The sequence below is a fragment of the Kushneria sp. AK178 genome (assembly GCF_053903105.1).
The window spans coordinates 2,120,300-2,133,646 of the sequence record NZ_CP096381.1 but is presented as its reverse complement, the minus strand read 5'-3'; the positions used below and the strand labels follow the sequence as shown (position 1 = coordinate 2,133,646).

Below are 13,347 nucleotides of genomic sequence, written 5' to 3'. Positions count from 1 at the left end.
CATGCCACTCCCTTACCGATTGATATTCACGCATCATGAAAGGTCATGCCAGCATGCCGAAAAGAAGGGTACATGTCGCCGCTGCGGCCATTTTCAACGATCAGGGCCAGGTGCTGATTGCACGGCGGCCATCGATTGCCGATCAGGGCGGACTGTGGGAATTTCCCGGCGGCAAGCTGGCCCCTTATGAAACCGGGCTTGAAGCGCTGCGCCGTGAGCTGCGCGAAGAGCTCGGCATCAGCATCCAGCGCGCCCAGCCCCTGATTCGCGTTCACCATGAATATCCCGACAAGCATATTCTGCTCGACGTCTGGGAAACGCACGATTTCGAGGGCGACCCCTGGGGACGTGAAGGCCAGGCCGTGCGCTGGGTCAGCCCCGAGGATCTGGGCCGCTACGCCTTCCCGGCCGCCAATGGCCCCATCATCCGCGCCGTCACTCTGCCGCATGACTACCTGATCACGGGAGAGGCCGACGACGAAGCCGATTTTGATCGCAGACTCGAGCGCGCGCTGGTGGAGGACGGCATCAGGCTGGTACAGCTGAGGGCGCACGACCTGGACGACAGTGCCTATCGGGCCCGCGCCGAGCGGGCGCTGACAAAATGCCGCGAGCATGGTGCCTCGCTGATACTCAACTGTTCGCTGGAGACCTTCCACGCCGTGGGTGCTGACGGGCTGCATCTGCCCAGCCAGGAGCTGATGGCCCTGACGCAGCGCCCCGTGGCGGATGACAAGTGGCTGGCGGCGTCCACACACAACGACGAGCAGCTGGCCCAGGCGCAGCGGCTGGGCTGCGATTTCGTCACGCTCTCGCCGGTGCGTGACACGCCCAGCCACCCGGGCGCCATCACCATCGGCTGGCACGATCTGCAGCAGATGGTCGAGGAGGTCACCATGCCGGTCTACGCCCTGGGTGGGACCTCGCGTGACGACGGCGATCGGGCCCGCGCCGTGGGGGCGCAGGGGATCGCCTCGATCCGCGAGTTCTGGCGCTGATCCGGCTGACATCAATGCTTGCTGTCGCAAGGGCCGCCCCATCGGGGCGGCCCTTGTCATTCGGCCATCGTGTCACGGTCATGGCCCGTGCCGTGGTCGTCAGTCGCCGCGTTCGATGCGGTTCATGAGCTCATCCAGGCTGGCGTCATCCATGGCCGGCTCACCGGCAATGCGGTTGGACTCGTCTGCCCAGGCCCCCAGATCGAGCGTTTTGCAGCGTTTGGAGCAAAACGGGCGCCAGGGATTATCGCTGGTCCAGTAAAGCCGCTTGCCGCACTGGGGGCAGGGCACTACAGGGGTTTTTGTCTCGTCATTCATGGGCGTTGTACTGGCTGGCAAGCTGGCGATAGAAAAGATCAAGCCGGTCGATGCAGGCATCGACGGCGTGAAAGCTGCCAACATTGTCGATAACGTCATCGGCGCTGGCAAGTCGCCGGTTACGTGACATCTGAGCCTCCACGATGGCACGGGCCTGCGATTCCGGTACACCGTCGCGCTCGCAGGTTCTTCTGATCTGCTCTTCGGGCGGCACATCGATCACCAGAATCCGGTTGACCAGCTGATGCTGATCGGTCTCCAGCAGCAGCGGAGAGACCAGCAGGGCGTAAGGGCCGGTGAGCGTCTCGAGACGTTCCATCAGCCTGTCGCGAATGCGCGGGTGGGTCATGGCCTCGAGCTCCTGGCGGGCGTCGGGGTCATCAAAGATGATCTGACGCAGTGCTGCCCGATTCAGTTCGCCATGCGCTGTCATGACGCCATCGCCAAAGCGGTCGCGAATGTCGGCCAGGGCGGCCTCGCCGGGCATCACCACCTCGCGCGCCAGATGATCCACATCGACCCAGGCTGCGCCGCGCCGCGCGAAGGCCTCGGCGATGGTGGTCTTGCCGGCGGCGATGCCACCGGTCAGGCCGATAATCAGCATGAGAGCTCCCACGAATAGCTGTTGTCATGCCCGGAGGCGACAAATGTGTTCATGATGGTTGGATCGTAGCAAGGCCGATAACGTTGTAATACAGCTCGATCACCCTGTCACCTCCCAGCAAAACCAGCATGCCGGCTGCACTCAGAAAGGGGCCAAAGGGCATGGGCGCGCCCCGCAGACGGGGCAGCAACAGCTGCAGGGCGATACCCAGTACGGCGCCGGCGGTGGCCGAGAGAACCAGTATCAGCGGCAGGGTCTGCCAGCCACACCAGGCCCCCAGCGCTGCCAGCAGCTTGAAATCTCCCCGACCCAGCCCCTCACGGCCGGTGACCAGCCGGAAGCACCAGTAAAATCCCCACGCGATGCCGTAGCCGGCAGCCGCACCCGCGACGGCATCGGCCAGCCGGTCGGGATAGGCAATCAGCTGATACAAAAGCCCGCCCCACAGCAGCGGCAGGGTCAAGACATCCGGCAGCAGCAGGGTGCGCAGATCGATGACGGCCAGTGCCAGTAGCGTCAGGCAGGCCAGCGTCAGCGCCGCGCTATCCACCGTCATGCCGTCATGCCACACGATCCAGAGTATCAGCACAAGGCTCGCCGCCTCGACCAGCGGATACTGCACGCTGATGCGGCATCGACACTGCGCACAGCGTCCGCGGCGTTTCAGATAGCCCAGCAACGGCAGATTGTCATGCCAGGCGATGGTGCTTGCGCATTCGGGGCAGCGAGAGCGCGGCAGAAGCAGGTTGCAGGGCGTCTGCGTCGGCGGTGTCTGGCCCAGCATCTGATGCGCTTCCCGCGCCCATTGTCGCGACAGCATGACGGGCAGCCGGGCGATCACGACGTTGAGAAAGCTGCCCAGCGTCAGGGCCAGCAGGGCGATGAACAGCAGCGACAGGGGATCGGTCAGTGACGGCATCATGGGTGTCCTATATGGCGCTGCCAAGGTCGAATACAGGGAGATACATCGACACCACGACACCGCCGACCAGCGCGCCGAGAACCACGATGATCAGGGGCTCCATCAGGGTGGTGAGCGTATCGACCCGGTGTTCAACCTCCGTGTCGTAGAAATCGGCCACCCGGTTCAGCATGGCCTCCAGCGAGCCGGACTCCTCGCCGATGGCGATCATCTGCAGGGTCATGGGCGTGAAAAGCCCCGTGGTGCGCATGGCAAAGTGGAGCTGTTGACCGGCGCTGACGTCCTGACGCACGCGCTCGATGGCCTGCTCGAAGACCGGATTGCCGCAAACGCCGCCGGCGGTTTCCAGCGCCGACATCAGGGGCACGCCGGCGGCAAAGGTGGTGGCAAGCGTTCTGGAAAAGCGCGCAATGGCGGCGCGCTCGATGACCGGTCCCAGAACGGGGAGTCTGAGCATCAGTCGGCTGGCCTGAAAGGCCAGGGCCGGCGAGCGTTTCAACAGGCGTCGCGTCAGCAGTCCAGCGGCCGCAGTCGCCAGAAGCACCTGCCACCAGAAGTGCTGGGCCGCTTCCGACAGCGCGATGGTCAGTCGGGTGGGGGCCGGCAGTTCGGCACCAAAGCTTGCAAACATGTTTTCAAACTGGGGTACGACCTTGATCAGCAGCAGCGCGGTCACCCCGATGCCCACGGCGACCACGGCCGCCGGATAATAGAGTGCCTTGCGCACGCGTGCCCTGAGGTGATCAAGGCGCTCCTTGTGAGTGGCCACGCGATCGAGCATGCGATCGAGAGCGCCGGCCTGTTCGCCGGCTTCGATCAGATGAACGAAGAGCTGATCGATGTGGCGCGGGTGCGCCGCCAGGGCACCGGAGAAACTCATGCCGCTCGACACGTCCTGCTTGAGCGTCTCGATGAAATGGCGCATCGCCGGTCGACTGGTGCCATTGGCCACCGACTCCAGAGACTGCAAAAGAGGCACGCCTGCGCGGATCAGGGTGGCCATCTGGCGGGCAAACAGCGTGATGTCCTCTCCCCTGATGCGATGCCCCATGCCCGGCAGGGCGCGTTTGCGGCTCAGGCGGGTCACGATAATGCCCTGCGAGGACAGCTGACGGCGAATGTCATGCTCACTGGCGCCGTGCATCTCTCCTCTGACCCGCTCGCCACGGGCATTCTTGCCCATCCAGCGAAAGGTCACGGCATCACTGACGGCAGCGGTCGAGCGCTTTGACAGGGCAGAAGGCGCCATGGTGCGGTTTACTCCCGAATGATGCGGTTGAGTTCTTCCAGGGTGGTCAGGCCTGCCACTACCTTTTCAAGACCACTACGGCGCAGGTCCTGATGGCCTTCACGTTTTGCCTGCTCTGCCAGTGCCATGGCGCCGGCATCCTGCATGATTAGATGACTCATGTCCCGGGAGACGGGCACCATTTCATAGATGCCCACGCGCCCCCGGTAGCCATGGGTGCAGTGTTCGCATCCCACGGCCTGATACAGCGTGGCCCGATCAATGTCATCGTCCTCAAGACCCTGATGCTTGAGCACCTCGCGCGGCAGGGTGACCGGCCGGCGGCAGCGCTGGCACAGCCGACGCGCCAGCCGCTGGGCGATGATCAGACTGGTCGATGTGGCAATGTTGAAGCCTGCCACCCCCATGTTGCCCAGTCGGGTCAGGGTCTCGGCGGCCGAGTTGGTATGCAGCGTCGACAGCACCAAATGCCCGGTCTGGGCGGCCTTGATGGCGACCTCTGCCGTTTCCAGGTCGCGAATCTCGCCCACCATCACCACGTCGGGGTCCTGACGTAAAAAGGCGCGCAGGGCGGCGGCAAAGTCGAAACCGATCTGCGGGCGAACGTTGACCTGATTGATACCTTCCAGCTTGATCTCGACCGGGTCCTCGGCGGTTGCGATGTTACGTGCTTCGGTATTGAGCAGATTGAGCGCGGTATAGAGCGTTACGGTCTTGCCGCTGCCGGTGGGCCCGGTGACCAGGATCATGCCCTGGGGCTGGGCGATCGCCTGTTCAAAGATAGTGCGCTGGGCCGATGTGAAACCCAGCGCATCGATGCCCATGCGCGCGTTGTCCGGGTCCAGAAGACGCATGACGATCTTTTCGCCAAAAAGCGTTGGCAGCGTGTTGACGCGAAACTCGACATGACGCCGGGTCGACAGCTTCAGTCGGACGTTGCCATCCTGGGGCAGGCGTCGCTCCGAGATGTCCAGCTTCGCCATGACCTTGATGCGTGCTGCGATACGCTGACGAAGCTGGGCCGGGGGGCGAGAGGCCTCCATGAGAATGCCGTCGATGCGAAAGCGGATGCGAAAGGTCTCTTCGAACGGCTCGAAATGGATATCAGAGGCACCCCGGCGAATGCCGTCCAGCAGGATCTGTTTGACGAAACGCACCACCGGCGCATCGTCACTGGACTGAAAGGAGGCATCCTCGTCGTGATCGGCAATGTCTCCCTCCTCGAGCGCCAGCGTCTCGATGGCATTTTGCCCCTCCAGCAGCGCCAGCGCGCCCTCGCCATGAACCTCCAGATATTGCTCGAGTTTTGAGACGAGCTGGTCGGCTGGTGCCAGCACGCCTTCCACGCTCATGCCGACGGCGAACTGCAGCTCATCCAGTATGGGCAGACAGGAGGGATCGTCCACCGCCACGATCAGGCAGCGCTCCTGACGTATCAGGGGCAGGGCACCCAGCCGGCGGAGCATGGCTTCCGGCAGCCCCTGCAGCGGCGGCAGGCGTGCGACCGCCACGGCATCCAGATCGACACAGCCCAGGCCGAAGGCCCAGCCGGCACTCTGCAGGGCATCGCGCTGTGACACGCCGGCCTCTTCGGTGATGACCCTGAGCAGCGCGCGCTTCTCCTGATGCGCCTGAGCTTCCAGCGCCAGCGCCTGGTCCGCCTCCAGCAGGCCATCCTCGACCAGCTGATGGGCGAGACTGCGCAGGGGGTTGGAAGAGAGCTGAGTAAGGGCATCCGACATGCACGCTAATCCCTGTGACGAGAAGAAATAGTGACCTGGTACAGATTATCGGCGGGCGTTCGTTTCTCTAAAGTTCCCGGTGATTTTGTCGTTAAGGGCTCTGCGTTCCTTGATGAAAGGACGCAAAATATACCGTTATCCTGTTGGACGAACAGGAACACATGCATTCAACCAGGAAGGACACGTCAATGGCGGGCAGGCAGGGTGGTTTTACGTTGATCGAGCTGATGATCGTGGTCGCCATCATCGGCGTACTGGCGGCCATTGCCGTGCCGCGCTATCAGGACTATGTGGCAAGGTCCGAGGTAGCTTCGGGGCTGGCTTCAATTCGGGGTACGCAAACCGCAATCGAGGAGGCTGTCCTTCGCGGGGAGTCGATCAGTATTACGCCAGATAACAGAGGTTTTATCGGACTTACCAATGACCAGGTAAAACTGGGCACTCTAACTGTTCCAGAGGATAACTCAGATAACACTGGAGTAGCTTCTGTTCAGCTGGATTTCGATACAGGGGCTAATTCGAGCTTACGAAGCAAACATATCAAGCTTTCGAGAACAGAGAATGGTGTCTGGGACTGTACTACGAATGTTGCTCCCGAATATAAGCCGCGCGGTTGTGAGAATAGCGGAGGCGATACTACTACTGTCACACAATAATTGATAGTCTGAACATCCAAAGCCGGCCCCGCGCCGGCTTTTGTTTTTATAAGCCTTCACGGCTGCGTCACTTTCCTCGAACCGCTATAGTAGCGCGCACCCGTTGATCACTCTGGATGCGATGCATGCTGCGTCTGCCGCTTTTCCGTAACCCGGCCGGTATGGGCCCCGTTCTACGTATTCTGGCCATGCTGCTGCTGGTCCTGTCGCTGTTCATGCTGATCCCGCTGGTGCTGTTGATGCTGGAGCGCGACGGGCAGATGTGGCCGTTTCTGTGGGCCTTCATGGTGACCTTTGGTACGGCCGTATCGGTGATCCTGCTGACCTGGGGCGTGCAGATCGAGCTGCGTCCCCGGCAGATGTTTATCCTGACCACCTCCAGCTGGGTGGTGATGTCGGCTTTTTCCAGCCTGCCCATGCAGTTTGGTGCGCCGCGTATGTCGATGGCCGATGCAGTGTTCGAGTCGGTATCGGCCATCACCACAACCGGGGCGACCGTGCTGATCGGCATCGAGCACCTCTCCGACGGCCTCAAGCTCTGGCGCGGTCTGCTGCAGTGGGTGGGCGGGGTCGGGATTATCGTGATGGCCATCGCCGTTCTGCCGTTTCTGCGGGTCGGCGGCATGCGGCTTTTCCAGACCGAATCCTCCGACTGGTCGGACAAGGTACTGCCCCGGGCCGGCACGGTCGCCAAGGCGATCGGGCTGGTCTATGTCGGTTTCACGATCGTCTCGATTGTCAGCTACTGGCTGGCGGGCATGCTGCCGCTGGATGCGGTGGTGCACGGCATGACCTCGGTGGCCACCGGCGGCTTTGCCAACTATGACGCCTCCTTCGGACAGTACGCGGACAACCCGGTGATTCTCTGGCTGAGCATTCTCTCCATGCTCACCGGGGCGCTGCCCTTTGTGCTCTACATTCGCATGGCGCGCGAACGCTCGGGCGTGCTCTGGAAGGATCAGCAGGTAAGAGGGCTGCTGGCACTGCTGGTGGTGGTCATTTCACTGCTGACGCTCTATCGGACGGTGCGCGGCATGGCGTTTTTCGATGCGCTCACGCAGGTGGCGTTCAACGTGGTCTCCGTGGTCACGACCACCGGCTATGCTACCGATGACTATACGGCCTGGGGGCCCCTGTCGGCGGCGGCCTTTTTCTATCTGATCTTTGTGGGCGGCTGTTCGGGGTCGACCAGCGGTGGCATGAAGGTGTTCCGCTTTCAGATAGGGCTGATCATGCTGGTCAATCAGCTACGTTATCTGGTGCATGCCAACGGGGTCTTCGTGCAGCGCTATAACGGACGCGTGCTGACCGAGGATCAGATACGCGGCGTTATCGCCTTCTCCTTTTTCTTTTTCTTTACCGTGGCAGTACTGGCGCTGGGTCTGTCGCTGATGGGGCTGGATCTGGTGACGGCGCTGTCCGGTGCTGCCACGGCGGTGGCCAATGTTGGCCCCGGCATCGGCGAGGTGATCGGTCCTGCCGGCAACTTTGCCCCATTGCCCGATGCGGCCAAATGGATGCTGAGCATCGGCATGCTGATGGGACGTCTGGAAATCCTGACCGTGCTGGTACTGCTCACGCCGACCTTCTGGCGTAAATAGCCCCGCTCCTGCTGCCGCCGTGACGGCGGGCAGCAGGAGCGTCGAAGCTTTAGCGGGAGGGATTAAAGAGGGTCACGCCCGGCGCGATTGAGCACGGGATTGGCATACTGACACAGCCACCAGGGGCGAAGCTCTTCTGGGACCTGTTCAAGTCGCTCGTTGAAGGCCTGACGGTCCGCCGACGTAATGGCGCTGTCATCCACCAGCTCGGGGGCATGGCCGGTAGCTTCCAGCGCCAGATAATGGCTGGGAAAGAGCGTGTAGTGGCTCAACACCTGGCGATCGATCTCCCGGGCGGCGCTGTCGTAGCTGTCGTAACCGGCTTCAAGCGGGGGGCCGAAGACCAGCCTGACGCGGCCCTTGTAACCGGTGATGCCGGCAGCGATGGAGAGGATGTCCTCGTAGGCGATCTTTTCATACGCCACGCCATCGTTGCGCGCCTTGAGCTCGCGCGCCTTCTGCTGATCACAGGGATCGAACTCGTAGCTGATGGAGACGGGCACGATACGCAGCTCGGCGATCGTGTCGTTGACCGAGGCGTCCTTGTCCTTCATGCGTCGGGCCATGCCCAGCATCTTGATAATGGCGCTGTCGGTGCGATCCACGCCGTTTTTGGCCCGCCCTTCGCGCTGGGCGAGCCAGATCGGGTGGTTGTCATCGATGATCGAATGACGGATGTAGTTGGAGAGCTGCTGATAGGCCGCCACCATGGCCCGCTTGCCCCGTGCCGAGCGGGGCACGATAAAGCTTTTGTTGAGCCGCATGAGATCGGTCACATAGGGCTTTTGCAGCAGGTTGTCACCGATGGCGATGCGCACCGTGGAGCGTCCGCTGTGATAAAGTGCGTAGTTGACGAAGGCCGGGTCGAGGGCGATATCGCGGTGGTTGCCGACAAAGAGATGGGCACTTTGCTGATCCAGATGCTCAAGCCCTTCCACCGTGAACGTGTCCGTCGTGTTCTGGATCATGCGCGCCATGTAATGCGCGATATGATCCTGAAAGTCGCTGACAGAGTGGATGCCGCGCACGGCGCGCCTGAGTCCATGGCGTGCCAGAGCGCGCGCGACACGGGGCGCCACACGGGCCAGTTTCGGCAGGCGATAGCGCGTGATGGTGTCAATGAATTCGTCGTTGCGGACCAGGCGTGCCAGCGTGTCCACCACTTCATCATCGTTGTAGGGACGTATGGCCTCGAAGTCGTCCACGGGCGGTAGCGCTTCGGGGGAGGCGGTCATCTCGTGTTCCGGCTCGTCAGACGTTGGGTTCATGGGGCTGCAGGGGCCGTTGTCGCTTCGCCGCCCAGCCACTGCATCAGCCGCTCGGCCGTCTCTCCCAGCACATGGGCCATGAGCGCAAACTCGGTCTCCATCTGCATGACGGGATTGTCATCGCTGTCGGTATCGTCGATCTCCTTGAGCACGGCATCGGCAAAGCGAATGGACTTGATCGCCATGTCCTCCTGCAGTACCAGCGACATCTGCTCCTCGATGGTCAGTGCCAGCTTGCTGGCCTGACGGCCCACATCCAGCGACATGCGGACCTCGTCACCGTCCGGGTCGATGCTGCGGGCGCGCAGGATACCGTCATCGCCCTTGGCACGCAGTTCGATCTGATCGCCCAGTACCACGCCTTCCGGCCGGGAGCCCGGGTCGGTCAGCCAGGTGGTCATGGTGCGTCCGGCCGGTGTCTGTGGCGCCAGCGGAATGACCTTGAGCGAACCCAGCGATTCCCGCAGCACATCGAGGACCTCCTCGGCGCGTTTGGCGCTCGAGGCGTTGATCCCGATCAGGTTGCGCCGGGTGTCCCACCAGAGATCCGTGCGGGTAGTGCGGGTGAAGGCGCGGGGCAGCAGCTCCTCGACGATACGCTCCTTGAGTGCCAGCTTGTCGCGTCGGCCGGGAGGATAGCCCTGCTGGGCGGTCAGGGCCTCGACACGCTCGTCGAGCGTTTCCTTGACCACGGCGTTGGGCAACAGCCGCTCCTGACGCAGCAGTGTCATCAGGCGATGGCCCTGGACTTCGTGCACCAGCTGATCATGATGACGTCCGGCGGGCGCCGCCCAGCCCACACGACGCGCCTGGGTGTCGGTGACCGGTGCAAAGCGCCAGGTGTCGAGGGCACGGGCGAGCTGATCCAGTGACCAGTCCTGTGCCTGTTCATCGAGCAGGCGATAGAGTTGTAAATGCTTGAACCACATAGCGTCCTTTCCTTGAAGGCGCACATTATGTCGAATGGCGGGCGCGGGTGCCAGCGCTGGCATGTCCTGACGGCATACTCCTGGACTATCCGACAAGGGCAATTGTCATTGACGGGCATGACAGCGCCCTCATCGGCAGGCAGCCGAATTGCCTCTGGATTGCATCACTGTCTGCCGGAGCGCGGTGGGGCTGTGGTATAATATGCACCAACCAATTGGATCATTCGTGCGCGATCATGTGTGCGTCGTGATTGCATTACGGGTGTTTGTGCCTGAATGCCCATGGCCCCTGCGGCCGGGTGGTTCAGGCAGCAGGGCTTCTTGAACAGGACCAGGATTTGACGACCCATGGGTGAGATCGCCAGAGAGATTCTGCCAGTCAATATCGAGGACGAGCTGAAGCAGTCGTACCTCGATTACGCGATGAGTGTCATCATCGGTCGAGCGCTCCCTGATGTCAGGGACGGACTCAAGCCGGTACACCGCCGCGTGCTGTATGCCATGCATGAACTGCGCAACGACTGGAACAAGTCCTATCTGAAATCGGCACGTGTCGTGGGTGATGTCATCGGTAAGTACCACCCGCACGGCGACAGCGCCGTGTATGACACCATCGTGCGCATGGCCCAGGACTTCTCCATGCGCTACATGCTGGTGGATGGGCAGGGCAACTTCGGCTCGATCGACGGCGACAGCGCCGCGGCCATGCGTTACACCGAAGTTCGCATGGCGCGACTGTCGCATGAGCTGCTCTCGGATCTGGAAAAGGATACGGTCGACTGGGTCGACAACTACGACGGCACCGAGCGTATCCCCGAGGTGCTGCCAACGCGTGTGCCCAATCTGCTGGTCAACGGCGCCTCCGGCATCGCCGTGGGCATGGCCACCAACGTACCACCGCATAACATGAGCGAGGTCATCGACGGCTGTCTGGCGCTGATCGATGACCACACGCTCAGCGTTGATGAGCTGATGGAATACATTCCCGGTCCGGATTTCCCGACGGCCGGCATCATCAACGGCCGTGCCGGCATTCTGGATGCCTATCGCACCGGCCGCGGGCGGGTCTACATTCGTGCCCGTCACACCATCGAGCACGATGAGCGCACCGGACGCGATCATATCGTCGTGACCGAGCTGCCCTATCAGGTCAACAAGGCGCGTCTGATCGAAAAGATCGCCGAGCTGGTCAAGGAAAAGCGCATCGAGGGCATCGCCGAGCTGCGCGACGAGTCCGACAAGGACGGCCTGCGCGTGGTCATCGAGACCCGTCGCGGCGAGTCCGGCGATGTGGTGGTCAATAACCTCTTTTCCCAGACCCAGCTCGAGACCGTGTTCGGCATCAATGTGGTGGCGCTGGAGGGCGGCCAGCCCAAGACGCTCAATCTCAAGCAGCTGCTGGAAGCCTTCGTTCGTCACCGCCGGGAAGTGGTGACCCGCCGTACGCTTTATGAGCTGAAAAAGGCGAAGGAGCGCGGCCACATTCTTGAAGGCCTGACGGTCGCCATTTCCAACATCGATGAAGTGATCGAGCTGATCAAGGCCTCGCCCAATGCGGCCGAGGCGAAGGAGAAGCTGATCGCGCGCGACTGGGCGCCGGGGCAGGTCATCGACATGCTGGATCGCGCCGGCGCGACCTCCTGCAAGCCCGACGATCTCGAAGAGCACTGCGGGCTTTCGGAGGAGCGCAGCCGCTATCAGCTCTCCGCCGCTCAGGCGCAGGCCATTCTGGAACTGCGTCTGCACCGCCTGACCGGTCTCGAGACCGAGAAGCTGCTCGATGAGTACAAGGGCATCCTCGATACCATCGCCGAGCTGAATCGCATCCTGGCCTCGGCCGATCGTCTGATGGAGGTGATTCGCGAGGAGCTGGAGGCGGTACGCGATCAGTATCGCGATGAGCGCCGCACCGAGATTCAGAACAGCCGTCGTGATCTGACGATGGAAGATCTGATCGCGGCCGAGGACATGGTGGTCACCATGTCCAGAAGCGGCTATGCCAAGACCCAGCCGCTGTCCGACTATCAGGCGCAAAAGCGCGGCGGGCGTGGCAAATCGGCGACCACCATGAAGGATGAGGATGTCATCGAGCACCTGCTGGTGGCCTCGACCCACGACACGGTGCTGCTCTTCTCCGACCGCGGCAAGGTCTACTGGCTCAAGGTCTATGAAATACCGCAGGCCTCACGCGGGTCGCGTGGTCGGCCGCTGGTCAATCTGTTGTCGCTGGACGAGGGCGAGTGGATTACGGCGATCCTGCCGGTCAAGGAGTATCGCGACGACAGCTACATCTTCTTCGCCACGGCCAACGGAACGGTCAAGCGCACGACCCTGGATCAGTTCTCGCGTCCGCGCAGTGCCGGTCTCATTGCGCTGGATCTTGACGAAGGCGACCGTCTGGTAGGTGCCGCCATCACGTCCGGCAGCGATCACGCCATCCTGCTGTCCTCCAACGGCAAGGCGATCCGCTTTGACGAAAATGACGTGCGTGCCATGGGCCGTACGGCGCGCGGCGTGCGCGGCATGCGTCTGCAGAATGATGCCCGGATCATCAGTCTGATCATCCCCAGCACGACCACCATCGATGACAGCGCGGATGACGAAAGCGAAGTCGAGGACAGTCAGGTCAGTGAAGGGCAGTCCTATATCCTCACGGCCTCGATGAACGGCTATGGCAAGCGGACCCGGCTCGAGGAGTTCCCGCTGCGCGGACGTGGCGGCCAGGGCGTGATTGCCATGCAGACCACTTCCCGCAATGGGCCGCTGGTGGCGGCCATCCAGGTCGGGGAGAGCGACGAGATGATGATGATCTCCGATCGCGGTACCCTGGTGCGTACCCGCGTCAATGAGGTCTCCATCAGTTCGCGCAACACCCAGGGCGTCACCCTGATCCGGACCGTCAAGGGCGAAAGCCTGGTTTCCACCGTGCGCCTTGACGAGCTGGAGCAGGACGATGAAGCGCTCGTCGAGGAAAAGGAGGCAGCGGCCGGAGAGACCGCGACATCGCCGGATGCCACCGATGACGGCGATGCCGATCCGGCCCGCTAGAGCCCGCACCAC

11 protein-coding genes are annotated in these 13,347 nt (G+C 62.4%); 4 read left to right on the top strand and 7 right to left on the bottom strand.

Annotated features, from left to right (window positions below; genetic code table 11):
* The first annotated feature begins 53 nt into the window (after positions 1 to 53).
* Positions 54 to 998, top strand: a complete 945-nt coding sequence (locus M1D97_RS09670) for a Nudix family hydrolase (RefSeq protein WP_456267534.1) — start codon at positions 54 to 56, stop codon at positions 996 to 998.
* A 99-nt stretch (positions 999 to 1,097) separates the two neighbouring features.
* Here the strand turns inward: M1D97_RS09670 and M1D97_RS09665 are convergent, their stop codons facing one another.
* The 5 genes from M1D97_RS09665 to pilB are packed head-to-tail and all read right to left on the bottom strand — an operon-like array spanning position 1,098 to position 5,833.
* Positions 1,098 to 1,316: a DNA gyrase inhibitor YacG gene (locus M1D97_RS09665; protein ID WP_456267533.1), complete on the bottom strand. Its 219-nt coding sequence runs from the start codon at positions 1,314 to 1,316 to the stop codon at positions 1,098 to 1,100.
* On the bottom strand, positions 1,309 to 1,920 hold the full coding sequence (coaE, locus tag M1D97_RS09660) for a dephospho-CoA kinase (protein ID WP_456267532.1): 612 nt from the start codon (positions 1,918 to 1,920) through the stop codon (positions 1,309 to 1,311). The genes M1D97_RS09665 and coaE overlap by 8 nt, the downstream gene beginning before the upstream one ends.
* Before the next feature lie 49 nt (positions 1,921 to 1,969).
* Positions 1,970 to 2,842, bottom strand: coding sequence for a prepilin peptidase (locus tag M1D97_RS09655; RefSeq protein ID WP_456267531.1), 873 nt, complete (start codon positions 2,840 to 2,842; stop codon positions 1,970 to 1,972).
* 7 nt (positions 2,843 to 2,849) lie between these two features.
* Complete coding sequence (locus tag M1D97_RS09650; protein ID WP_456267530.1) at positions 2,850 to 4,091, bottom strand: type II secretion system F family protein; 1,242 nt, start codon at positions 4,089 to 4,091, stop codon at positions 2,850 to 2,852.
* 8 nt (positions 4,092 to 4,099) lie between these two features.
* The gene (gene pilB, locus M1D97_RS09645) at positions 4,100 to 5,833 is read right to left on the bottom strand and encodes a type IV-A pilus assembly ATPase PilB (RefSeq protein WP_456267529.1); all 1,734 of its coding nucleotides are present in this window, start codon (positions 5,831 to 5,833) and stop codon (positions 4,100 to 4,102) included.
* A 188-nt stretch (positions 5,834 to 6,021) separates the two neighbouring features.
* Between pilB and M1D97_RS09640 the strand changes: the two genes are divergently transcribed.
* Positions 6,022 to 6,489, top strand: coding sequence for a pilin (locus M1D97_RS09640; protein WP_456267528.1), 468 nt, complete (start codon positions 6,022 to 6,024; stop codon positions 6,487 to 6,489).
* 125 nt (positions 6,490 to 6,614) lie between these two features.
* Positions 6,615 to 8,090: a TrkH family potassium uptake protein gene (locus tag M1D97_RS09635; RefSeq protein WP_456267527.1), complete on the top strand. Its 1,476-nt coding sequence runs from the start codon at positions 6,615 to 6,617 to the stop codon at positions 8,088 to 8,090.
* 62 nt (positions 8,091 to 8,152) lie between these two features.
* Here the strand turns inward: M1D97_RS09635 and M1D97_RS09630 are convergent, their stop codons facing one another.
* Entirely contained in the window at positions 8,153 to 9,325 is a 1,173-nt protein-coding gene (locus M1D97_RS09630) for a 1-acyl-sn-glycerol-3-phosphate acyltransferase (RefSeq protein WP_456270203.1), read from the bottom strand.
* 29 nt (positions 9,326 to 9,354) lie between these two features.
* On the bottom strand, positions 9,355 to 10,287 hold the full coding sequence (locus tag M1D97_RS09625) for a recombination-associated protein RdgC (protein WP_456267526.1): 933 nt from the start codon (positions 10,285 to 10,287) through the stop codon (positions 9,355 to 9,357).
* A 348-nt stretch (positions 10,288 to 10,635) separates the two neighbouring features.
* On the opposite strand from M1D97_RS09625, the gene gyrA reads away from it, so the two are divergent.
* Positions 10,636 to 13,335 carry a DNA gyrase subunit A gene (gene gyrA / locus M1D97_RS09620; RefSeq protein WP_456267525.1) on the top strand — a complete coding sequence of 900 codons (2,700 nt, stop codon included), beginning with the start codon at positions 10,636 to 10,638 and terminating at the stop codon, positions 13,333 to 13,335.
* The last annotated feature ends 12 nt before the right edge of the window (positions 13,336 to 13,347 follow it).

What these genes read in the sequence shown, in the direction of transcription:
- M1D97_RS09670 (WP_456267534.1), top strand. Translation starts at nt 54, where the DNA reads ATGCCGAAAAGAAGGGTACATGTCGCCGCTGCGGCCATTTTCAACGAT.
- M1D97_RS09665 (WP_456267533.1), bottom strand. Translation starts at nt 1,316, where the DNA reads ATGAATGACGAGACAAAAACCCCTGTAGTGCCCTGCCCCCAGTGCGGC.
- coaE (WP_456267532.1), bottom strand. Translation starts at nt 1,920, where the DNA reads ATGCTGATTATCGGCCTGACCGGTGGCATCGCCGCCGGCAAGACCACC.
- M1D97_RS09655 (WP_456267531.1), bottom strand. Translation starts at nt 2,842, where the DNA reads ATGATGCCGTCACTGACCGATCCCCTGTCGCTGCTGTTCATCGCCCTG.
- M1D97_RS09650 (WP_456267530.1), bottom strand. Translation starts at nt 4,091, where the DNA reads ATGGCGCCTTCTGCCCTGTCAAAGCGCTCGACCGCTGCCGTCAGTGAT.
- pilB (WP_456267529.1), bottom strand. Translation starts at nt 5,833, where the DNA reads ATGTCGGATGCCCTTACTCAGCTCTCTTCCAACCCCCTGCGCAGTCTC.
- M1D97_RS09640 (WP_456267528.1), top strand. Translation starts at nt 6,022, where the DNA reads ATGGCGGGCAGGCAGGGTGGTTTTACGTTGATCGAGCTGATGATCGTG.
- M1D97_RS09635 (WP_456267527.1), top strand. Translation starts at nt 6,615, where the DNA reads ATGCTGCGTCTGCCGCTTTTCCGTAACCCGGCCGGTATGGGCCCCGTT.
- M1D97_RS09630 (WP_456270203.1), bottom strand. Translation starts at nt 9,325, where the DNA reads ATGACCGCCTCCCCCGAAGCGCTACCGCCCGTGGACGACTTCGAGGCC.
- M1D97_RS09625 (WP_456267526.1), bottom strand. Translation starts at nt 10,287, where the DNA reads ATGTGGTTCAAGCATTTACAACTCTATCGCCTGCTCGATGAACAGGCA.
- gyrA (WP_456267525.1), top strand. Translation starts at nt 10,636, where the DNA reads ATGGGTGAGATCGCCAGAGAGATTCTGCCAGTCAATATCGAGGACGAG.